Origin of the sequence: Candidatus Pantoea rara (genome assembly GCF_051136265.1) — a bacterium.
GTDB lineage: Bacteria > Pseudomonadota > Gammaproteobacteria > Enterobacterales > Enterobacteriaceae > Pantoea > Pantoea rara.
The window spans coordinates 100,447-120,988 of record NZ_CP194942.1; the positions used below are offsets into that span (position 1 = coordinate 100,447).

The window sequence follows — 20,542 nt, forward strand, 5'->3', positions numbered from 1 at the left end:
CATGATGTCACGTAAATTTCGTCCTGGGCTGCACGCGTTCTGGTTATGGCTCAGGTTGTTGTGGAAACGCATTGATGAGGATGGCATGACGACCCAGGCCGGTAATCTGGCTTATGTCTCACTGCTGGCGCTGGTACCACTGATTGCAGTGGTATTTGCCCTGTTTGCGGCGTTTCCGGTCTTCTCTGATATCAGCGTGCAGTTAAAGCAGTTTGTCTTCAACAATCTGATGCCCGCTGCCGGTAACACGCTGCAACGCTATCTTGAGCAGTTTGTGGCTAACGTAAACCGGATGACAGCGGTCGGGGCGGTTGGCCTGATCGTGACCGCCTTACTGCTGATGCATTCGGTCGATACCGCGTTAAATACCATCTGGCGTAGCAATAAGAAGCGGCCAATGGTTTACTCCTTTGCGGTCTACTGGATGATCCTGACGCTCGGCCCATTGCTGGCTGGTGCCAGCCTGGCGATCAGCTCCTATCTGCTGTCGCTACGGTGGATTAATGCGACTGGCGTCACCAGCCTGGTCGATCAGATGCTGCGCATTTTCCCGCTTCTGCTGTCGTGGCTCGCCTTCTGGTTGCTCTACAGTATTGTTCCTACCCAGCGTGTGCCGCCGCGGGATGCGCTGATTGGCGCGCTGGTAGCCGGTGCGCTGTTTGAGCTGGGTAAAAAGGGCTTTGCGCTCTATGTTACTATGTTCCCTTCATATCAGCTGATCTACGGCGTACTGGCCGTGATCCCTATTCTGTTTCTCTGGGTCTACTGGACCTGGTGTATTGTGTTGTTAGGCGCTGAAATAACCGTCGCGCTCGCCGACTATCGGGCGTTAAAAAAACAACACAGAGAAGAGCAACGCGAGGAAACATGATTGCATTGATTCAGCGCGTGCAGCGCGCCAGCGTCAGCGTTGACCAGACAGTGATTGGCGAAATCGGTGGCGGGTTACTGGTTTTGCTGGGCGTGGAAAAGGGGGATGACAACGCACGTGCGGAGCGTCTCGCAGAACGCGTACTGGGCTATCGCATCTTTAGTGATAAGCAGGGAAAAATGAACCTGAGTGTTCGCCAGGCGGGCGGAAGCGTGCTGGTGGTGTCGCAGTTTACGCTGGCCGCAGATACGCAAAAAGGGATGCGCCCCTCATTTTCGGGTGGCGCTGAGCCTGCTGAAGCCGAACGTCTGTATAACTATTTCAGCGACTACTGTCGTCGTCAGCAGGGGATTACCACGGCGAACGGCCGTTTTGCTGCAGACATGCAGGTCTCGCTGGTGAATGATGGTCCTGTGACGTTCTGGTTGCAGGTGTGAGATCGTCAGCTGAGCGGCAGGGAACGGGCCACATATCCGAGCGGGAGAAACATTACATGTATCACCTTCGCGTGCCACAGACGGCGGAAGAGCTGGATATCTATTATCAGTTCCGCTGGGAGATGTTACGTAAACCTTTGCGTCAGCCACAGGGATCGGAACGTGATGCCTGGGATGCCCTGGCGCATCATCAGATGGTGGTTGATGAACAGGGAGATCCGGTTGCCATTGGCCGTCTCTATATCAATGCCGATAATGAGGCCGCTATCCGTTTCATGGCCGTTCACCCTTCGGTGCAGGGGAAAGGGCTGGGTACGCTAATGGCGATGACCCTGGAGTCCGTGGCGCGTCAGGAAGGGGCTAAGCGGGTGACCTGCAGTGCCCGCGAAGATGCTGTCGCGTTCTTTGCTAAACTCGGCTACATCAACCAGGGCGAGATTACCGCGCCACAGACGACGCCGGTACGCCACTTTCTGATGATCAAGCCGGTCGTCACGCTCGATGATATCCTGCATCGTGCCGACTGGTGCGGGCAGCTGCAGCAGGCCTGGTATGATCACATCCCGCTCAGCGAGAAGATGGGAGTCCGTATTCTGCAGTTTACCGGCCAGAAATTTATCACCACCATGCCGGAAGCCGGCAACCAGAATCCACACCAGACACTGTTCGCCGGCAGCCTGTTCTCGCTGGCAACGCTGACCGGCTGGGGATTGATCTGGTTGCTGCTGCGTGAGCGCCATCTCGGCGGTACCATTATTCTGGCGGATGCACACATCCGCTACAGCCATCCTATCAGTGGACGGCCTGGCGCGATTGCCGACCTCGGCTCACTAAGTGGCGATCTCGATCGTCTGGCGCGTGGACGTAAAGCGCGCGTGCAGCTTGAGGTGGAGCTTTTTGGCAATGATGAGTGTGGCGCGGTGTTTGAAGGGGTCTATATCGTCCTGCCCGCCGATCCGGATGGGCCGCTGGAAGAGGGCGGTTCCGGCGCACGTATCAATTAATCATAAGGGCCGCATCTGCGGCCCTTAATGTTGTTAATGTACCTGGCCTGCCTGCATGGTCTGCTGTACCTGCTGATTGTCCGTTGTCACCGACAGCGTGCCATTAACAGTCGGGCGTAATGGCTGGCCTGCGGCTAATGCGCCGCTCAGTTGCAGCTGAATATTGCTGTCACCGGTTAACGGCAATGCGGGCCATCCCCAGTTCTGCAATACATTCACCGGCACCGCGCGACCCGTCAGTTGCAGCGTCAGCGGACGGGCTGGCTGCTGGCCTACGGTAGCCGTTCCTTCAAGCAGTCCTTTGTTACTGAACGCACTCAGCTCGGTAACCTGAATCTGCTGCGGGTCAGCACTCAGCGCAATCGACGGGTGACGCAGATCGGTGCGGTTAAAGGTCGACTCTGCCGCGTTCAGGCTGAGTTTACCCGACCAGATCCCCCACTGATGCTGCTGCGCCAGCAGCAGGTTCTCGCCGGAGCCATCCAGTGAGGTCAGCTGGAAGGGAAAGGCCGGATTGATGTCGATAATCAGGTTACGGTTAGAGGTGAAACGCGTCACCTCTACGCTATCCAGCCACTCAGGCAGTGTCGCCTGCCAGCGGTCACGCCAGTCCTGCGGCAGGGTGTATTCCAGTCCGGCAACGGCCAGATTTTTCAGCGTCAGGCGTTTATTGCTGCGTGACCAGTCACCGTCAGCCCGAATTACCCCATTCGCCCAGCGCGAACTGAACTGCGTCAGCGCCAGACCCTGCGGGGAGAAATCCAGATTAACGATGGGATCATTAAGCTCGAATCCACCGTTGATAAAATTGCTGGCATTCAGCGCCAGCGAACCATCGTTACTCTGCCAGTCATCTCCCTGCCAGCTAACGTTTCTCAGTGTCAGATCCAGATCCGTCACCGCCCAGTCAGGCCCCTGCAGACGGGCATCGGTCATGTCGAGTCGTGTAATGGCAATAGAGGGAACAACCTGCAGGCTACGCAGGAAATCTTTCAGGCTGCTGGTGGTCTGCAGACGAATGTCGTTCAGTCGCAGCTGATTAATTTTCCAGTTGCCCTGGGCATCGCGCTCACCGTTACCGGTCATGGAGCCACGCGCCAGATCGGCACCAATATTGTCAAAGCGCATCCGCCCCTGAGAAACACTCCCCTGAATCAGGACGTTTTCACCCGGTACCTTATTCAGCGTCATGCTACCTGCACTCATCTGGAAGCGGGCATCGCGACCCAGCATATCCAGGGCTGTGGGTTTCCACGGCAAAATGCCGCCATTAACCTGCTGAGCAAACAGCGGTAATGCGCTGTTGGGGCTGTCGATGCGCATATTATTAAGTTGCAGGCGATCGGCTTGAATCGGTAGCGCGCTGCCTGGTGCGAGATTGGCCAGATTGACTTCTCCATCGCGCAGCTCAAGACTGCTGAAATGGAACGGATCGCTGAACTGAATCAGTGCCAGACCGAGATCAACACGTTTCGCAACCAGCACCGCAGGCTGCCCATCATGACCAAAGCTGAAGTCATCCAGAATGATGTGAGAGGGAGAGGAGAAATTGTGTTCAATTTTACTCAGGGAGAGATGCCATTCGGTTTTGTCGCTCACCCAACGGCTAAACCAGCCTGCACCCCACTGTGTCTGCAGCAGTACATAGATCACGACCAGGGTGAAAAGCAGCAGCAAAAGTAAGGTGAGGAAAAACTTTCCAAGAAATTTCATAGCATCCTTCCCGAGTTAAATCCGGTGAGAGGTTGTTATGCCTGAATTACCGTTACAGCTCAACAGCCTGGATGTAAATCCGAATAATTAGCAGGCAGGCCGAAGCCTGCCTGTGGCCTTACTTCTCTTGCGGAAAAATCAGGTTAAGCACGATTGCGGTAATGCCACCTGCCGCAATGCCTGAAGAGAGCAGGGTTTTCAGCCAGTCAGGCGCAAACTGCAGGATCAGCGGCTGCTGGGAAACGCCCAGGCCTACCGCCAGTGACAGCGCGATAATCATAATGGCGCGGCGGTTAAGCGGCTCGCGTGACACAATGCGAACACCCGAGGCGGCGATGGTACCGAACATCACAATGGTTGCGCCGCCGAGTACCGGTTCAGGGATCATCTGCACCAGACCGCTCACCGCCGGGAACAGCCCCAGCACAATCAGCATCAGCGCAACAACAAAGCCCACGTAGCGGCTGGCTACGCCGGTTAACTGAATCACACCATTGTTCTGACCAAAGCAGGAGTTAGGGAAGGTATTAAACAGCGCGGAGACAAAAGAGTTGAGGCCGTTCGCCAGCACGCCGCCTTTCAGGCGTTTCATATAGAGGGGGCCGCTGACTGGCTGCTCTGACACATCTGAAGTGGCGGTGATATCACCGATGGTCTCCAGGGAGGTCACCATAAACACCAGCATCAGCGGGATGAGGAGATTCCAGTCGAATCCCAGTCCGTAATAGAGCGGGGTCGGCACTACAATCAGCGGCTGATTATCGGGGATACCGGCTGCAGGCAGCATGCCCATCGCCCAGGCCAGCAGATAGCCCACGGCCATCGCAATCACCAGGGAGGCAACGCGCAGGTAGGGGTTCTTCTGCCGGTTAAGTAGCACGATCACCAGCAGCACGGCGCCGGCCAGCATCAGATTTTTTGGCGCGCCAAAAGTATGGTCGTTCATCGCGCTGAAACCGCCGCCAATTGAGGTCAGTCCCACCTGAATCAGCGACAGCCCAATAATCATCACCACGATACCGGAAACCAGTGGCGTAATAATCCGGCGAGCCAGATGCAATACGCGTGACAGCACCATTTCGGTACAGGAAGCCACCATCAGCGTGCCAAATAGCGCCGCCATCATGGTGGGCACGTCAGCGCCGCCATTTTTCAGCGCCATACCACCCATTATCAAAGGCGTGACGAAGTTGAAGCTGGTGCCCTGAATCGACAGCAGGCCCGAACCCACCGGCCCCCAGGTTTTGATTTGCAGCAGTGATGCCACGCCCGAAGCAAACAGCGACATGCTGATAACGTGCCGGGTATCTTCTGCGGGCAGGCCCAGCGCCTGACAGATCAGAATGGCGGGTGTGATAACCGCAACAAACATCGCCAGCAGATGCTGACCCGCGGCAAACAATGTTTGCGGCAGAGGTGGACGATCTTCAAGACGATAAATCAGTTCGCTTTGCGTGGCGGAAGGCTGGTCTGGCTGAGGATTGGTGGACATCGTCTGTTCTTCCCAAAAAATAATGTGGCGATTGTAATCATCCGCCGGGCAAAAGCAATCGTTTGCCCGGCATGGATATAAAAGCCGACTCGAAGGGATATCATTCAGACGTTGGTAAAACGGGTGTTTTCTGGCAGCCAGCGTTCGATCAGGGCGCTGGCCTGCTCGGGATAGTGCTGGTGGATGTGGCGCGCCACACGCTGAACTTCCGGCACCATCGCCGCATCGCGCAGCAGGTCGGCCACTTTAAATTCGGCATTACCGGTCTGACGTGTGCCCAGCAGTTCACCCGGTCCGCGAATCTCCAGATCGAACTGGGCAATAACAAAGCCGTCATTGCTGTCGCGCAGCACCTGCAAACGCTTCTGCGCTGTCTTGCTCAGCGGCGCTTTGTAGAGCAGCACACAGTGCGATGCCACAGCACCACGACCCACACGGCCTCGCAACTGATGCAACTGCGCCAGCCCTAATCGCTCAGGGTTTTCGATAATCATCAGGCTGGCATTCGGCACGTCCACGCCGACCTCAATTACGGTCGTCGCGACCAGCAGCTGGAGTTCATTCGCTTTAAACGCCTGCATTACCGCCTGTTTTTCCGCAGGCTTCATGCGGCCATGCACCAGTCCGATGTTTAAGTCGGGCAGCGCGGTTTTCAGGGATTCCCAGCTGGCTTCTGCCGCCTGTGCTTCCAGTAGTTCTGACTCTTCAATCAGCGTGCAGACCCAGTAAGCCTGACGCCCTTCGCGGCAGGCATGCTCAACACGCGCCACAATCTCGTCACGTCGGGTATCGGGGATGGCCACGGTGGTCACCGGAGTACGTCCCGGCGGCAGCTCATCGATGGTTGAGGTGTCGAGATCAGCGTAAGCGGTCATCGCCAGGGTGCGCGGAATAGGTGTGGCGGTCATGATCAACTGATGCGGATGGAAACCCTGCTCCTCGCCTTTTTCCCACAAGGCCAGTCGCTGGTGGACGCCGAAGCGGTGCTGCTCATCAATAATGACCAGCGCCAGACCATTGAACTGTACCTGCTCCTGAAAAAGAGCGTGTGTGCCCACGACCATCGCCACCTGACCGCTGGCTATCGCTTCCTGCTGTGCCTGGCGGGCTTTGCCTTTCTGTTTTCCGGCCAGCCAGCCCACTTCAATCCCCAGTGGCGCAAACCACTGGCGGAAGTTACTGGCGTGCTGTTCAGCCAGCAGTTCGGTCGGCGCCATCAGCGCAACCTGCTTGCCATGGGCGATAACGTTCAGCGCAGAGAGCGCAGCAACCAGTGTCTTACCCGAGCCGACGTCGCCCTGCACCAGTCGCATCATCGGGAAATCATTGGCCAGATCTTTCTCTATCTCCGCCACCACGCGTTTCTGCGCATGGGTTGGTGAGAAAGGCAGCGCGGCCAGCAGCTGATCACTGAGATTGTGTCGCGGCGGCATCGGCAATGCGTAATAGCGCTGAGCACCGGCACGCACCGCCAGCATGCTGAGGTTGTGCGCCAGCAGCTCTTCCAGAATTAATCTGCGCTGTGCCGGATGACGGCCACTTTCCAGCTCGCTGAGTCTGAGATCGGGCGGCGGACGATGCAGTGTGCGCAGCGCATCAGGCAGACTGATTAAGCCGCCGCTTAACTCCTTCGGCAATAGCTCGGCAATCGGGCAGCTTTCCAGCAGCGTGAGTGCCTGGTCAGTGAGATTACGCAGTGTGGCCTGTCGAATGCCTTCGGTGGTGGGATAAACCGGCGTTAAGGTCTCTTCCAGCGCCACATTGCTCTGTTCACCCTGAATACGGTATTCAGGGTGAATAATCTCAGCGCCACGCTGACCGCGCTTAATCTCACCATAGGCGGTGACGCGACGTCCCGGCGACAGGTTGTTCTTCATCCCGGCATTGAAATTAAAAAAGCGCATCGTCAGTACGCCGCTACCATCGCTGATCTGGCACACCATCATCCGGCGGCGCCCAAAGGTGATATCAGTGTGCAGCACTTCGCCTTCTACTGTGGCCCAGATACCGGGCAGCAGATCGTCAATGGCATAGAGTTGGGTGCGATCTTCGTAGCGAAGGGGGAGATGGAGCAGGAGATCCTGAATGGTGTGCAGGTCAATTTTGGCCAGTTTAGCTGCCTGGCTGGCACCGACGCCGGTCAGGGTACTGAGCGGGATGGCATCCAGCAGACGGCCTTTCATCTTCTTTTACCCGTCGACTGCATGGTTGCCCACCAGGTGGGGTCGGCGTCGACTTCACCCTGTGCATTAATGCGCGGATAGGGTAGACCTTTCTGCTTTGCGACCCGCGCCAGCACCGGGAATCCACCTTCGAACAGCAGGCGTTGCTGTTCATCTTCATCCAGCAGGCTGTAATCGCGCAGGTAAAGACCGGCGTTCTGCCGCTGCCGCTGGGCTTCATAGAGGATTAGCGCGCAGGCGACCGAGACATTCAGCGACTGCACCATACCTACCATTGGAATCACGATCTGCCGATCGGCCAGCGCCAGGGCTTCTTCAGTGATGCCGGTTTTTTCCTGACCCATAAGGATGCAGGTCGGAAGGGTATAATCGATCTCACGGAAATCCACAGCATCGGCGGAGAGATGGGTGGCTAACACCTGCATCTTCTGCTGTTTCAACTGTTTTACGGCATCGCCGATGGTGGGATGGGTGACCACTTTCACCCAGCTGTTGCTTCCGGCAGATGCGGAAGCCTGAGTACGCATCCGCTGGCTCGGCCAGACGGCATGCACTTCATGGATGCCGACGGCGTCAGCTGTGCGGATCACCGCTGAAACATTATGTGGCTTATGCACCTGCTCCATGCAGACCGTCAGGTCGTGCTGGCGGAGTGCCAGCATCGCCTGAATTCGGGCAAAACGTTGATCGTTCATGCCTAATTACGGTTACGGTGGACTTTGATCACATCGGGCATCACGCGAATTTTACGCATGATATTCGCCAGATGGACGCGATCACGTGCGGTCAGGCGGATGAAAGCACTGTAGACGCGGCCATCACGCTCTTCAGTATTCAGGCTCTGAATATTGGAACCGGCCGTGTTGATTGCTGCCGTCAGATTAGCCAGCGCGCCCTGATGGTTAAACATGTCGACTTTAATTTCCGCCACGAACTCCTGCTCGGTAACGATATCCCACTCGACCGGCATGAATTTTTCCTGCTCTTTCTGGTAACCACGAATATTCCGACAGGATTCATGATGCACCACCAGACCTTTTCCGGGACTGACATGGGCAACAATCGGGTCACCAGGAATCGGTCGGCAGCATTTGGCGAAGGTAATCAACACGCCATCTGCGCCTTTGATTGGCAGTTTACCCCGTTTGCTGTTACTGCTGATGACGTTGCTGTCAGACTGCAGCAGGTTCTTCGCCACCACCACGCTCATCGCATTACCCAGACCGATTTCCGCCAGCAGATCGTCAAGCGAGGTCAGCTTCATACGATCCAGCTCCTGCCTGATATTCTCAGGTGGAATTTCAGCCAGTTTTCGGCTTCCGCCCAGCGCATGACTGAGCAGGCGGCGACCCAGATTGACGGAGTCTTCACGCTTGAGGTTTTTCAGCAGCTGGCGAATTTTGGCGCGGGCTTTGGAACTGACAACAAAGTTGAGCCAGGCAGCGTTAGGACGGGCGCCCGGCGCGGTGATGATCTCAATCGTCTGACCGCTGGTCAGGGATTGCGACAGCGGATAAGGCTGGCGATCAACGCGTGCGCCGACGCAGGCATGGCCAATATCGGTGTGAACCGCATAGGCAAAGTCTACCGGTGTCGCACCGGTTGGCAGCTCAACAATGCGGCCTTCAGGCGTAAAGACGTAGATCTCATCCGGGAAGAGATCGGACTTCACGCTTTCAATAAATTCAAAGGAACTGCCCGCACTCTGCTGTAGTTCCAGCAGGCTTTGTAACCAGCGCTGAGCACGAATCTGTGCGGTGGTGCCACTTTCGCCCGCCTGTTTATAAGCCCAGTGCGCAGCGACCCCCATTTCCGCCATCTGATCCATATCCTCGGTGCGAATCTGCACTTCAACCGGCACGCCGTGCGGGCCGATCATCGAAGTATGGAGTGATTGATAGCCGTTAGCTTTGGGGATGGCGATGTAATCTTTAACGCGGCCCGGACGCGGCTTATACAGGCTGTGCATCTGGCCCAGAACGCGATAGCAGGTATCCAGATCTTTCACGATGACGCGAAAGGCATAGATATCCATGATCGAGTGAAAACGCTGCTCTTTCAGCGTCATTTTGCGGTAGATCGAGTAAAGATGCTTTTCGCGACCACTGACGCGGCAGGGAATACCCGCTTCCTGCAAACGGCCATCGATCTCAGAAAGAATCTTCTGGATCATCTCTTTACGATTACCGCGCGCGGCTTTCACCACCTCTTTAATTACCCGATAACGATTCGGATAAAGTGCCTCAAAACCAAGCTCTTCCAGCTCTGTTTTAAGATGGTGAATACCCAGTCGGTGCGCCAGCGGACTGTAAATCTCTAACGTCTCCAGCGCGATGCGGCGACGCTTGTCCGGGCGTAATGCACCAAGGGTGCGCATATTGTGGGTGCGGTCAGCCAGCTTGATGAGAATGACGCGGATATCCTGCACCATCGCCATAATCATCTTGCGGAAGTTTTCTGCCTGCGCTTCTTTCTTGTCGCGGAACTTCAGCTTATCCAGCTTGGAAACGCCTTCGACCAGCTCTGCCACACTTTTACCGAACAGCTGTTCCATGTCCTGATAAGTGGCAGGCGTATCTTCGATCACGTCATGCAGCAGCGCGGCCATGAGGGTTTCATGGTCGAGCTTCATTTCCGCCAGAATACAGGCCACGGCAACAGGATGGGTGATATAAGGCTCACCGCTGGAGCGTGTCTGTCCCTCGTGGGCATCACGTGCGACAAGGTAGGCTTGCTGGAGGCGCTTGATCTGCTCCTCTGGCAAGTATTTTTCAATCAGTTGATTGAGACTTTCAAACAGATACAAGGGCGACCTGCAGGTGGCTGTTAACGACGACCTTCAGCGATAGCGGTAACGGCCTGTAACTCAGCGGCTTCCTGCTCTTGCTGTTCCTGACGATCACGCACATCTAAAATCTGATTGGTGACCAAACCTTCTTCGATCTCGCGCAGGGCGATAACGGTAGGTTTATCGTTCTCTTCCGGAACCAGCGGATCTTTGCCGCCAACCTGCATCTGACGTGCACGACGTGCAGCGACCAACACCAGGTCAAAACGATTACCAACTTTTTCTACTGCGTCCTGAACGGTTACGCGTGCCATAGGTGTGCTACTCCACAGATGAAGAAATGACTGCGCATCATACTGAAACTGTATTCAGACTGCCAACAGTTTGCTGATTAACGCATCGTGACGCGCCTTCTGGCGCGCCATACGCAGACGTTCTGCGCGAATAATGGTTTTCAGATCGGACAGCGCCAGATCGAAATCATCATTCACAATTAAATAATCATACTCGGCGTAGTGGCTCATTTCCGCTACTGCCTGAGCCATGCGACGCGCGATCACTTCTTCGCTGTCCTGGCCACGACCGCGCAGACGGCGATCGAGCTCTTCTTTCGAAGGCGGCAAAACAAAGATGCTGCGTGCGCCAGGCATTTTAGCGCGGATTTGCTGCGCACCCTGCCAGTCAATGTCGAGAAACACGTCAACGCCGGTTGCCAGCACCTGCTCAATAGCATGGCGTGACGTACCGTAGTAGTTGTCGAAAACTCTGGCATGTTCGAGGAAAGCGTCTTCCGCGATCATCTGCTCAAATTCATGTTTCTCAACGAAAAAGTAATGTTCGCCATGGGTTTCACCCGGACGCATACCGCGCGTCGTGTGCGAAACAGAGACCTGCGTATCATACAACGGCTGGGTCTTTAACAGAGCCTGAATCAGGCTGGATTTTCCTGCACCGCTGGGAGCAGAAACAATATAGAGCGTGCCTTGAGCCATGATTTTCTTGAATTGATTAAAAGCGGAGTTGATTTCCTGCACAGTATACACAGCTTCCCATTGCCACGCAGCGTTTGCGCAGCGACAACACCCAATCTTTTGCGCATCTGCGCGCAAATCACTGTCGGACCGCTGAAATTAAACCTTTATTGTCACGGCCTCCCTTCCGAAACCTGACATCACTCCTGGCTGACGCTAACTCATTAATATTGAATACAGCAAAACGTCAGAGGAGAGATTATGAAAGGATTCGGCTGGCCGCTGTTTGCGGTTGTTCTTTGGTTTGCCCTGTGGCCTGCGCATAGCGCCGTTTGTCCGGTCTGGACACCCTCCCGGGCGACAGAAGAGATCCATCATCTGCAACAACAACTGCAACACTGGGATGACGCTTATTATCGACAAGGGCAGAGTCCGGTGGCTGACGCTGATTATGACGCGCTGCAGCAGCGCCTGAATCAGTGGCAGCACTGCTTTAGCTCTTCTCCGATCGCTTACGCACCGCAACTGCCGGGCAATGGTAAGCACCTGCATCCGGTCGCCCATACTGGCGTAAAAAAGATGCACAACAAGCTGGCACTGGCTTACTGGATGCAGGGGCGGCACGATCTCTGGGTGCAGCCGAAAGTTGATGGTATTGCTGTTTCACTGGTGTATCGCCACGGCAGGCTGGTCTCGCTGTTAAGCCGTGGCGACGGATTGCGTGGTGAGGAGTGGCTGGCTAAAGCCGCCTGGATCCCGGCAATTCCGCTGCACATCGAGACCCGTCTCGATGAAGTTGTGCTGCAGGGTGAGTTATTTCTGGTGATGACCGGTCATCAACAGGCGGTTGATGGCGGTAAAAATGCGCGCTCACAGGTGGCCGGAGCCATGATGAGTAAGCAGCGGGTTCCTCTGCTTAATTCGCTCGATGTTTTCATCTGGGCCTGGCCTGACGGCCCCGCCACGATGAAAGAACGCCTTGAACAACTCAGCCACTGGGGGCTGGGCGTTGCCGCAAAATGGAGTTACAGCGTCAAAGATGAAGAGGACGTCGCACGCTGGCGGGAGCGCTGGTTTCATGCTGCGCTGCCCTTTGTCACTGACGGCGTGGTGGTTCATCAAAGCCTGCGACCTGCGGGCAAAAACTGGCTGCCGGGAGAGGGAACCTGGGCCGTTGCCTGGAAATATCAGCCTCCTGAAGTCAGCGCTGAAGTCCTCTCCGTCGATTTTCCCATTGGCCGCACCGGGAAAATAGCCGCAGTACTTAATCTGCAGCCGGTGCAACTGGATGATAAGACGGTCAGGCGGGTCAATGTTGGATCGCTTCGTCGCTGGCAGGAGAGTGATATTGTGGCGGGCGATGTGATCACGCTGAGTCTGGCGGGTCAGGGGATTCCCCGGCTGGAGCGGGTAATCTGGCGCGTGGCAGAGCGGCACTATCCTCAGCCTCCCGACGCGTCGCGTTATACCCCGTTGAGCTGCTACACCTTTAGTCCAGAATGCCAGAAGCAGCTACTGGCAAAATTACGCTGGCTCAGCCAGAAAACGGTGCTGAATATCCCGGGCGTAGAGCGTGGCACCTGGCTTCGCTTACTGGAAACCGGCAGTGTGATGCATCTTTTCGACTGGCTGACGTTAACACCGGAACAGATTGCCGCCGCAACGAGCCTTTCTCCGGAGCGGGCGGGGCAGCTCTGGCATCGCTTTAATCTCACCCGGCAGCAGCCGCTTCGTCGCTGGGTGGATGCCTTAGGCATTTCACTGCCACGAAAGGCCCTGAAGTCACTGCCCGATCAGCAGTGGCAGAGCTTAACCCAGCGGGATGCCAGGGGGTGGCAGGCTTTGCCGGGCATCGGTGCGTCGCTGGCAAAGCGCCTGGTTGCGCAGTTTCATGATGCCCGCGTACAGGCGCTGATTACGTTCCTGCAACAGCAGGGTATTCCCGCTGCCTCAGTGCTCGGGATGGGGATAGTTGAAAATGGGCAACCCGAGGCGGAAGCGCAGCGCCAGTAAACGGGCAGAGAAGCCGAACAGCAGGGTGATGATAATCACTGCTTCATGCGCCAGCGTGGTTTTCAGCAGCAGGATATACATCCAGCCAGAGGCGAAAGCGATACCGGCATAAATTTCTTTCTGAAACACCAGCGGAATGCGATTACAGAACATATCGCGTAGTACGCCGCCAAAGACGCCGGTAATCACCGCGCTTATCGCAGCAATAATCATGGCGTGTCCGGAATCGAGCGCAACCTGTGCACCAATAATTGAGAAGACCACCAGCCCCAGTGCGTCCAGAACCAGGAACACTTTGCGCAGGTGTGTCATCAGCGGCGCCAGGAAAGTGGTAAGCACTGCCGCTGCCGCAACAATCATGATGTACTCAGGATTTTTTACCCAGCCTAGTGGATAGTGACCCAGCAGGATATCGCGCACCGAACCACCGCCAATGGCGGTCACTGACGCAATAATAATTACGCCAAAGAGATCCATTTTGCGGCGACCCGCTGCCAGCGCACCTGTCATCGCTTCAGCAGTAATACCAATGATATAGAGAACGGTCAGTAACATAGCAGACTCCGGTAAGGCGACGGCATTAATCAGGAGACGGCGACTGAGGTTTTCTGCCGATCGGCGTCCGGGATGAGCGCAGTTTATACCAGCCAGCCCCGGCTTCGGCATAGAAAGTCTTTTTTGCAGAGGTGATGCCGTAAACGCATGAGATTAAGGAGTGGAAAAGTGTGCAGCGGGTTTGTAAATCGCGCTGATGGTATCTGGCTCGGGACTGGCGGGGCTTGACTGACCGTAACCGTCAGACAGGAACTTGAGGCAAATCAGTTTTTAAAGGAGATAAAAAAGGCTGTATACAACGGATAAATAAACAATTCAGCAGGGAAATAAAAGACAGGTTCAAAAAAAGAAAAGGCGTGCTGGTTAACAGCACGCCAACGCATCATTTCGGATGCTCAGAGCCCACCATACAGACTTATTTTATTATTTGTTTCTTGCACGCACTTTAGTAAACGCATTCAGACTAAAGTGGTATTCCGGCTGGAACCATGAACGACCATAGTAGCAGTAAATCAGCATGCGAATAGAGGCCATCGCAAGGTAACCCCAAATCGCACATAATACTGAAGGTGTCAGCCAGACGGTAAATAAGGTTACCGCAAGCCCGGCTAATACTGAGGACGTTTCAGCAAAAGCGATACGGGTATATTGTTTTTCGCGCTGTAATATCGCACGGTAATGCTGGCCCTGTGGGATGATAATAAACACCACTGAGACCATCTGCAACATTAATGCCAGTTGCGGTTGATCAAACAGGCTGTTCGGCAAGTGGCTGGCCGTAAATAACAGACCAAACACAGCGATACCCATCAACATATTACCCCAATAGATCGTGGAGAGATCATTGATAGAGAGCATGCAGCGGCGGATCAGCGTATTGGAGAAGCCGCGATCGGCCAGAGTGTCGATTGCCAGCAGAGCAATCACGGCAATCGCCAGCAGGTTCAGTTCATTCGCCTGCAGTATCTGCGCCAGCAATGAGAGCTGCAGTACGCCGATGCCAATAATTTTGATTGAGGAGAGCAGAGACCATTTTGCGCTATTAAGACTGCTTTCACGTATTGCCATAATATACTCGTTAGAGTCCATCGACTCTGTGAGAATTAAATAGTTGTGTAACGGCAAGTAGGGGTTGCTGTGACACCGTTAGTTAGTGCAATTTTTCCGGCCGAAGCCCTTAAAACCTCTCGAGGCTTGCCATGTTATTATGTGTTCAATCAAATGATGCCCGGATAAATAAAAGCTATCCCTGGTAAATTCTCTGTTTCGTGTCATGGCGGGATCCCATGCAGCTAATAAGAATCCCGCCAGATCACGAATAAATCCTGTTGTAGTTTTATATTCTCCAGCCAGCATCCTTGCGGCAATCTCAACGCATTCTTTTTGTGACAACTAAGGATACGTTGAGCGGTCCATGACTTTTTTCCTGCTTTATCATTATGGGTATTGCTGTGTGTGGAATGATTTATACATTGTTTTATTTAATTTAACACCATAAGAAAAGTCTGATTACGCGACAACAGAAATAAATGGTTTCACTCTATGCATGATAAATATTAAATCCCCAGCAGAGCAGTAATAAACAATTGTTGATGATTAATGTATGCGTTGGAAAGAAAGTGTTCACATGCAAGGTCAGGAGGCCTGAAATCAGGGGATCTACCTCTCTGTCAGGGGCATTTGCCAGGAATTTTCCTGGCAGCGATTCTTAAGCACGGGTTGTGGTAAATATGTAATGGGGGTGAGTAATCAGATAAGCGCTTTATGCTTTATTGTTAGAATTTTTTCTATTTTTTTTCATTAACGACCAGTGATAAGTACAGAGAAAAAAGCGAGCTAAGTCATTGATCTATTGTGTCAGAAGCTGGTTGAGTTTCTCCAGATCGCTGCTAACCCATTCAATATCAAGCTTAAATCGCTCATCTGAAGTAAATGGCTGGCGAAAAACCGTTACGATCACTTCGGCGCCCTGTTCGTTAGCTATCACGCGCATCGGCACGTAGATCTCCTTTCCTGAGCCGCTATCAATCCAGTGATCCATAACGCCAAACGGATTATAGGGTGAGAACCGGATCTTCACATTGCCCTGAGGGCCTTTAGCACGCCAGCGGTTGCCATCAGGTTCCAGTGCGCTTTGTGTCAGCCCGGAAGCCCACTTAGGGAAAAATTCTGGCTTCCAGATAGTTTCATAAAGATCTAACCACTGACGTGGAATTGTCAGGCTCAGAGTGCGCGAGGAGAGCATGTAACCTCCGGTAGATAGGCTAAAAAGGCATTAAAGCATGGGCCCAGGCTTGTTAAAACGTTGTTACAGCAGAAGTGTGGTGTTGACAGGGTTTCGTACAAACGACAGACAACGGATGAGGCTGTCTGTCTTTGATTCAGATGAAATTGCCGCGCGCAGAAATTGTATGCTCTTCGCTATGACCGCTGGTGTAACGAAGTATAAAGCCATCTGACTGGGCCATAACTGCGCAACTGTGATTCGGGAAGATACGCAGCAATGTGCCGACTTCCGGGCGGCGATCCTGATAAAGCAGAAAACCGTGCTCCTCCGATAACTTCGTCACCTCATATGTGTGGCCCGCTTCGTCAGCTGCAATACCAAAGCCGCTGGCGTTGGTGCCATGCGGTCCTTTATCCGAACTCAGCATTTTCGACCCGGCATCCACAATCGCAAAATGTTCGTTCACCGCGACCACGCGTGTAATGACACTCATTGCCAGCTGATCCACGTGACTCAACCCGAGGCGGCAGGCAGTAAGATCCAGCAGGGCATAGTTGCCGGGCCTGATTTCATTAATACAGGGTGCAATGTCTGCTGCCAGCGCGGTAGGCGTTGAACCTACGGAGAGTGGGCAGTCAGTAAACCCAGCAGCCTGCAGTTTTGCCTTTACTCGCTGCATCAGTGTTGTTTCCTGCCGCGCCACATCGGCAATGGCCGCAGCGTTACCGGCACCATAAGCGTGACCCGCATGCGACACTAATCCGCCAAAGCGTAACCCTTTGTCCTGCAGCGCCAGGGCAATCAGCACCGCTTCATCTGTATCTGGATTAACGCCAATCCGATGTAATCCAACATCAACCTTAATCGCCACCGCCAGTTCGCATTCTGGTTGCTGCTCACTGGCCTCAGCAATCGCTGCCACACCCTGCAGTCTGTCCGCAATCAGGGTGAGCCTGACCCGGTGAAGCACGGCGAGGCGCAGTAATTCTGCCACGCTTTGCGGGTGTACAACCGGATAGGCCAACAGCAAATCACTAACGCCACCCTGAATGAAACTGATGCCTTCGCTGGGTTTAGAGACGGTAATACCCTGTGCGCCGGACGCAATCTGACGTTGTGCAATCCAGACGCTTTTATGTGTTTTGATATGCGGACGCAGTGTGGCGCCAGCGGCACTGGCTTTGCGCTGCATATGCTGCAGGTTATGCTCCAGGCGATGTGCATCCACTTCAATATAGGGCGTAAGGCGATCATCAATCAGCGGGCGCTGCCACTGCTGTGTATCGTTGATATTCATAAGATTGTCCGGCATTTGACGAGGTAAGAGGATTCATCATTCCTTAATTACCTCTCTGATACCAGCCTGCCTGCCGCAGAACAGGTGTGCTGAATAGCTGAAGTTATTGGGACAGAGGAAGCGGACGTAACGCATGAGGGGTTCAGCAGATAAAAACAATAAAGCAGGCGCGTGGCCTGCTTTATCAGTTAACTCAGACGTAGAGCGATTTTTCACCCGGTGGGCGGGTTTTGAAGCGACGGTGCAGCCAGAGATATTGTTCGGGCGCACGCAGAATCTGATTTTCGATCACTTTGTTCATATAAGCTGCAGCAGCAGCCTCGTCCGTATGAGGGTAATTTTCCAGCATCGGTTCGATGATCAAGTGGTAGCCATCATTTCCTGGATTACGAATCAGCATAATCGGCACCATCGCTGGCTTCGCCAGACGCGACAGAACAAACGTCCCGTTAGTGGTGGCGGCTTTTTCCACTGCAAACAGCGGCGCAAAGGTGCTGCCTTTAGGGCCGTAATCCTGGTCAGGCGCAAACCAGACCGATTCACCCTGTTTCAGGGCATTAACCATACCGCGTAGATCACGACGGTCGATCATCGCTTTATTAGAGCGCATCCGACCTTTAGTCTGCACATATTCCATCGCCTGGTTATTGTGGGGGCGGTACATCGCCATCATTGGCTGACAGAGTCCGCTGATGCGGCCACCCAGTTCCAGTGACATGAAATGCACACCAATCAGCATCACACCACGATTTTCTTTCTGCGCAGCATGCAGGTTTTCCATTCCCGATACTTTAAACAGACGTCTTACTGCACGGTCAGACCAGAACCAGGCAATACCGGTTTCAGCCAGGGCCATGCCCAGCGACGCAAAGTTGCCGGCAATCATATGCTCTGTTTTTTCTTCACTGATGCCCGGGAAGCAGAGTTCGATGTTCCGTCGGGTGATGCGTTCGCGGCGCTGCAGGAAATGACGGGAAATTTTGCCCGCGCCGGTACCGAGACGCATAAGAACAGGATAGGGAAGCTGTACCAGAAGCCAGAGCACACCAAGGCCAAACCAGGTAAACCAATAACGCGGATGCAGCAGCGAACTGCTAAATTTTCCGTTGTTTTTCATTAACAACCTTCATGGAATAGGGGGAAGTATCGCATAAAGAGCACTTCCATGAGTCTTAAAGCGGTACGGCTGTACTGATTTCGACCAGTACTTTATCAAAAAGTGCCTTCAAAGAAAGGGAAACTCCGGAATCTACAGGATTGACCTGTTTCATGGAGAGGCGTTAATACCGGCTGTAAAAATACATTAATCCGATAAAAGGTTTACTTTTCAATTTTTTAAGCGAAGCCTAAAGGAGGCTTTAATTGTAAGCGAGGTCGTTTCAGGAACAGTCTGGAAATGATTATTTATTTATCTTTACCTGATTCTGATGCTGGCTGCGCTGAAAAAGCGATTAATTGTGGCGGAAGGAGTGAATACTTTAAGTGCTGACAGCAGCTGAAAGGGGTAACAAAGCGCTGCTGCGAGCGCTTTGTTGGGTAGAAATTACTCAATATTCTGAATCTGCTCGCGCATCTGTTCAATCAGCACTTTTAGTTCGATCGCTGAAGTGGTGATTTCTGCGTTAATCGACTTTGATGCCAGCGTATTCGACTCACGATTGAACTCCTGCATCATGAAATCGAGACGGCGGCCAACGGCCTCTTTCTTTTTTAGGATGTTGTAGGTCTCTTTCACGTGCGCATCCAGACGATCCAGCTCTTCAGAGACGTCGACACGCTGCGCCATCATCACCAGTTCCTGCTCAAGGCGATTGTTTTCCAGCTGGACTTCAGCATCTTCCAGCTTGGCGACCAGACGCTCACGCTGCCATTTAATCACTTCAGGCATCTGCGCGCGCACTTTGCTGACTTCCTGTGAGACGCCTTCCAGACGTTGCTCAATCATCGCTTTCAGTGCAGTGCCTTCGCTTTCACGTGCCGCAATAAAATCATCCAGCGCACCATCCAGTGCCTGTAATAACTGCGTGTTGATAGCATCCAGATCCTGCTCCTGCGCAGACATCACACCCGGCCAGCGCAGAATATCCAGCGGATTAATCGCGCCTTCATCGCTCTGCATTTTTACCCAGTTGGCAGCCTGCACCAGCTGTTTAGCCAGCGTTTCATTGAGCATCAGCTCGCCCTGCGCGCTGGGATCGGCATCATAACGCAGGTTGCACTCAATTTTACCGCGCGTCAGACGCTGGCGAATGCGCTCGCGGATAACCGGCTCCAGCCCACGAAACTGCTCCGGCAGACGGATATAAGTTTCCAGATAACGCTGGTTAACGGAACGCAGCTCCCAGGCGGCGCTGCCCCATTCGCCTTTGGCTTCACGGCGGGCATAAGCGGTCATACTGCGGATCATAAGCGGTACTCATTTGCGGAAAGATGGGTGAAGTATAGCGAGGCGAGCCACGGCATAACAGGCATAAGCGTCTCACAGGAAAATAACGAACCATTTCCGCTTTTAGTGACAGCCACTTATGATGAACGCTGACCCCTTGTGAGGATGACTAATCTATGTCTCGCGTTATTGCTCTTCCTGTTGTGATGGCGCTGCTGCTGGCGGGTTGCCAGATTCGCCACGCGCCGCCGACTAAACCGCAACCCATCTGTGCGGGTGGCGATATGATGATGCAGACCACGTTGTGGTTTGGACTAAGCAAGCCAGATGGCGGCAGTGTGAGTTCACTCGACTGGATGAACTTCGTAGATAACGAAGTCACGCCACGTTTCAAAGCGGGATTGTCGGTCTATGACGCTAAAGGTCAGTGGCTGGGCGAGAACGGTAAGCTGGCACGAGAGAACAGTAAGGCATTGATGCTCATCCATGGTATCGATCACGCCACCAATCAGGATATTGAGGCGTTACGCAATCTCTACAAAAAACGGTTTGATCAGGAGTCGGTGATGCGGGTAGATGCGCCCGTCTGTGTCGGATTCTAGGGC

Annotated in this window: 18 protein-coding genes; 5 read left to right on the forward strand and 13 right to left on the reverse strand. The window is 53.9% G+C overall.

Annotated elements, in window-relative coordinates:
• Position 1 precedes the first annotated feature (1 nt).
• From ACR8BF_RS00450 to fabY, 3 genes are read left to right on the forward strand one after another with little or no spacing between them, the layout of a single operon-like run.
• Complete coding sequence (locus ACR8BF_RS00450) at positions 2-871, forward strand: virulence factor BrkB family protein (protein ID WP_292987376.1); 870 nt, start codon at positions 2-4, stop codon at positions 869-871.
• The gene (gene dtd, locus ACR8BF_RS00455; protein WP_313701211.1) at positions 868-1,308 is read left to right on the forward strand and encodes a D-aminoacyl-tRNA deacylase; all 441 of its coding nucleotides are present in this window, start codon (positions 868-870) and stop codon (positions 1,306-1,308) included. The genes ACR8BF_RS00450 and dtd overlap by 4 nt, the downstream gene beginning before the upstream one ends.
• A gap of 56 nt (positions 1,309-1,364) precedes the next feature.
• Complete coding sequence (fabY, locus tag ACR8BF_RS00460; protein ID WP_090967234.1) at positions 1,365-2,312, forward strand: fatty acid biosynthesis protein FabY; 948 nt, start codon at positions 1,365-1,367, stop codon at positions 2,310-2,312.
• A 33-nt stretch (positions 2,313-2,345) separates the two neighbouring features.
• On the opposite strand, the gene ACR8BF_RS00465 is transcribed toward fabY, so the two are convergent.
• From ACR8BF_RS00465 to gmk, 7 genes are all read right to left on the reverse strand, one after another.
• On the reverse strand, positions 2,346-4,025 hold the full coding sequence (locus ACR8BF_RS00465) for an AsmA family protein (RefSeq protein ID WP_434745415.1): 1,680 nt from the start codon (positions 4,023-4,025) through the stop codon (positions 2,346-2,348).
• A 118-nt stretch (positions 4,026-4,143) separates the two neighbouring features.
• Positions 4,144-5,517: a nucleobase:cation symporter-2 family protein gene (locus ACR8BF_RS00470; RefSeq protein ID WP_179899202.1), complete on the reverse strand. Its 1,374-nt coding sequence runs from the start codon at positions 5,515-5,517 to the stop codon at positions 4,144-4,146.
• 104 nt (positions 5,518-5,621) lie between these two features.
• Entirely contained in the window at positions 5,622-7,700 is a 2,079-nt protein-coding gene (recG, locus tag ACR8BF_RS00475; RefSeq protein ID WP_313701207.1) for an ATP-dependent DNA helicase RecG, read from the reverse strand.
• Positions 7,697-8,395, reverse strand: coding sequence for a tRNA (guanosine(18)-2'-O)-methyltransferase TrmH (gene trmH, locus ACR8BF_RS00480; RefSeq protein WP_179899204.1), 699 nt, complete (start codon positions 8,393-8,395; stop codon positions 7,697-7,699). Before trmH ends, recG begins: the two co-directional genes overlap by 4 nt.
• Before the next feature lie 2 nt (positions 8,396-8,397).
• Complete coding sequence (spoT, locus tag ACR8BF_RS00485) at positions 8,398-10,506, reverse strand: bifunctional GTP diphosphokinase/guanosine-3',5'-bis pyrophosphate 3'-pyrophosphohydrolase (RefSeq protein ID WP_179899205.1); 2,109 nt, start codon at positions 10,504-10,506, stop codon at positions 8,398-8,400.
• Positions 10,507-10,526: 20 nt separating this feature from the next.
• On the reverse strand, positions 10,527-10,802 hold the full coding sequence (gene rpoZ, locus ACR8BF_RS00490; RefSeq protein WP_003851346.1) for a DNA-directed RNA polymerase subunit omega: 276 nt from the start codon (positions 10,800-10,802) through the stop codon (positions 10,527-10,529).
• Positions 10,803-10,856: 54 nt separating this feature from the next.
• Complete coding sequence (gene gmk, locus ACR8BF_RS00495) at positions 10,857-11,480, reverse strand: guanylate kinase (protein ID WP_292987351.1); 624 nt, start codon at positions 11,478-11,480, stop codon at positions 10,857-10,859.
• A 240-nt stretch (positions 11,481-11,720) separates the two neighbouring features.
• Here gmk and ligB point away from each other — a divergent pair, with 240 nt between their 5' ends.
• Positions 11,721-13,472, forward strand: coding sequence for an NAD-dependent DNA ligase LigB (gene ligB / locus ACR8BF_RS00500; protein WP_434745416.1), 1,752 nt, complete (start codon positions 11,721-11,723; stop codon positions 13,470-13,472).
• Here ligB and ACR8BF_RS00505 read toward each other — a convergent pair.
• From ACR8BF_RS00505 to ACR8BF_RS00530, 6 genes are all read right to left on the reverse strand, one after another.
• Positions 13,410-14,027 carry a trimeric intracellular cation channel family protein gene (locus ACR8BF_RS00505; RefSeq protein ID WP_179899208.1) on the reverse strand — a complete coding sequence of 206 codons (618 nt, stop codon included), beginning with the start codon at positions 14,025-14,027 and terminating at the stop codon, positions 13,410-13,412. The genes ligB and ACR8BF_RS00505 overlap by 63 nt on opposite strands.
• A 423-nt stretch (positions 14,028-14,450) precedes the next feature.
• A complete protein-coding gene (locus tag ACR8BF_RS00510; RefSeq protein WP_434745417.1) occupies positions 14,451-15,095 on the reverse strand; it encodes an oligosaccharide flippase family protein in 645 nt (214 codons plus the stop codon).
• 781 nt (positions 15,096-15,876) lie between these two features.
• Positions 15,877-16,272 (reverse strand): polyketide cyclase, encoded by a 396-nt coding sequence (locus tag ACR8BF_RS00515; RefSeq protein ID WP_179899210.1) that lies wholly within the window; start codon positions 16,270-16,272, stop codon positions 15,877-15,879.
• A 136-nt stretch (positions 16,273-16,408) separates the two neighbouring features.
• Positions 16,409-17,551, reverse strand: coding sequence for an alanine racemase (locus ACR8BF_RS00520; protein WP_434745418.1), 1,143 nt, complete (start codon positions 17,549-17,551; stop codon positions 16,409-16,411).
• A gap of 193 nt (positions 17,552-17,744) precedes the next feature.
• A complete protein-coding gene (lpxP, locus tag ACR8BF_RS00525) occupies positions 17,745-18,668 on the reverse strand; it encodes a kdo(2)-lipid IV(A) palmitoleoyltransferase (protein WP_179899212.1) in 924 nt (307 codons plus the stop codon).
• A gap of 426 nt (positions 18,669-19,094) precedes the next feature.
• On the reverse strand, positions 19,095-19,958 hold the full coding sequence (locus tag ACR8BF_RS00530) for a YicC/YloC family endoribonuclease (RefSeq protein ID WP_292987340.1): 864 nt from the start codon (positions 19,956-19,958) through the stop codon (positions 19,095-19,097).
• Positions 19,959-20,113: 155 nt separating this feature from the next.
• Here ACR8BF_RS00530 and ACR8BF_RS00535 point away from each other — a divergent pair, with 155 nt between their 5' ends.
• Positions 20,114-20,539, forward strand: a complete 426-nt coding sequence (locus ACR8BF_RS00535; protein WP_179899214.1) for a DUF3574 domain-containing protein — start codon at positions 20,114-20,116, stop codon at positions 20,537-20,539.
• Positions 20,540-20,542: the final 3 nt, after the last annotated feature.

Bases quoted from the DNA above. Each gene is read 5' to 3' on its own strand.
- ACR8BF_RS00450 (WP_292987376.1), top strand. From the start codon at position 2: ATGATGTCACGTAAATTTCGTCCTGGGCTGCACGCGTTCTGGTTATGG.
- dtd (WP_313701211.1), top strand. From the start codon at position 868: ATGATTGCATTGATTCAGCGCGTGCAGCGCGCCAGCGTCAGCGTTGAC.
- fabY (WP_090967234.1), top strand. From the start codon at position 1,365: ATGTATCACCTTCGCGTGCCACAGACGGCGGAAGAGCTGGATATCTAT.
- ACR8BF_RS00465 (WP_434745415.1), bottom strand. From the start codon at position 4,025: ATGAAATTTCTTGGAAAGTTTTTCCTCACCTTACTTTTGCTGCTGCTT.
- ACR8BF_RS00470 (WP_179899202.1), bottom strand. From the start codon at position 5,517: ATGTCCACCAATCCTCAGCCAGACCAGCCTTCCGCCACGCAAAGCGAA.
- recG (WP_313701207.1), bottom strand. From the start codon at position 7,700: ATGAAAGGCCGTCTGCTGGATGCCATCCCGCTCAGTACCCTGACCGGC.
- trmH (WP_179899204.1), bottom strand. From the start codon at position 8,395: ATGAACGATCAACGTTTTGCCCGAATTCAGGCGATGCTGGCACTCCGC.
- rpoZ (WP_003851346.1), bottom strand. From the start codon at position 10,802: ATGGCACGCGTAACCGTTCAGGACGCAGTAGAAAAAGTTGGTAATCGT.
- gmk (WP_292987351.1), bottom strand. From the start codon at position 11,480: ATGGCTCAAGGCACGCTCTATATTGTTTCTGCTCCCAGCGGTGCAGGA.
- ligB (WP_434745416.1), top strand. From the start codon at position 11,721: ATGAAAGGATTCGGCTGGCCGCTGTTTGCGGTTGTTCTTTGGTTTGCC.
- ACR8BF_RS00505 (WP_179899208.1), bottom strand. From the start codon at position 14,027: ATGTTACTGACCGTTCTCTATATCATTGGTATTACTGCTGAAGCGATG.
- ACR8BF_RS00510 (WP_434745417.1), bottom strand. From the start codon at position 15,095: ATGGCAATACGTGAAAGCAGTCTTAATAGCGCAAAATGGTCTCTGCTC.
- ACR8BF_RS00515 (WP_179899210.1), bottom strand. From the start codon at position 16,272: ATGCTCTCCTCGCGCACTCTGAGCCTGACAATTCCACGTCAGTGGTTA.
- ACR8BF_RS00520 (WP_434745418.1), bottom strand. From the start codon at position 17,551: ATGAATATCAACGATACACAGCAGTGGCAGCGCCCGCTGATTGATGAT.
- lpxP (WP_179899212.1), bottom strand. From the start codon at position 18,668: ATGAAAAACAACGGAAAATTTAGCAGTTCGCTGCTGCATCCGCGTTAT.
- ACR8BF_RS00530 (WP_292987340.1), bottom strand. From the start codon at position 19,958: ATGATCCGCAGTATGACCGCTTATGCCCGCCGTGAAGCCAAAGGCGAA.
- ACR8BF_RS00535 (WP_179899214.1), top strand. From the start codon at position 20,114: ATGTCTCGCGTTATTGCTCTTCCTGTTGTGATGGCGCTGCTGCTGGCG.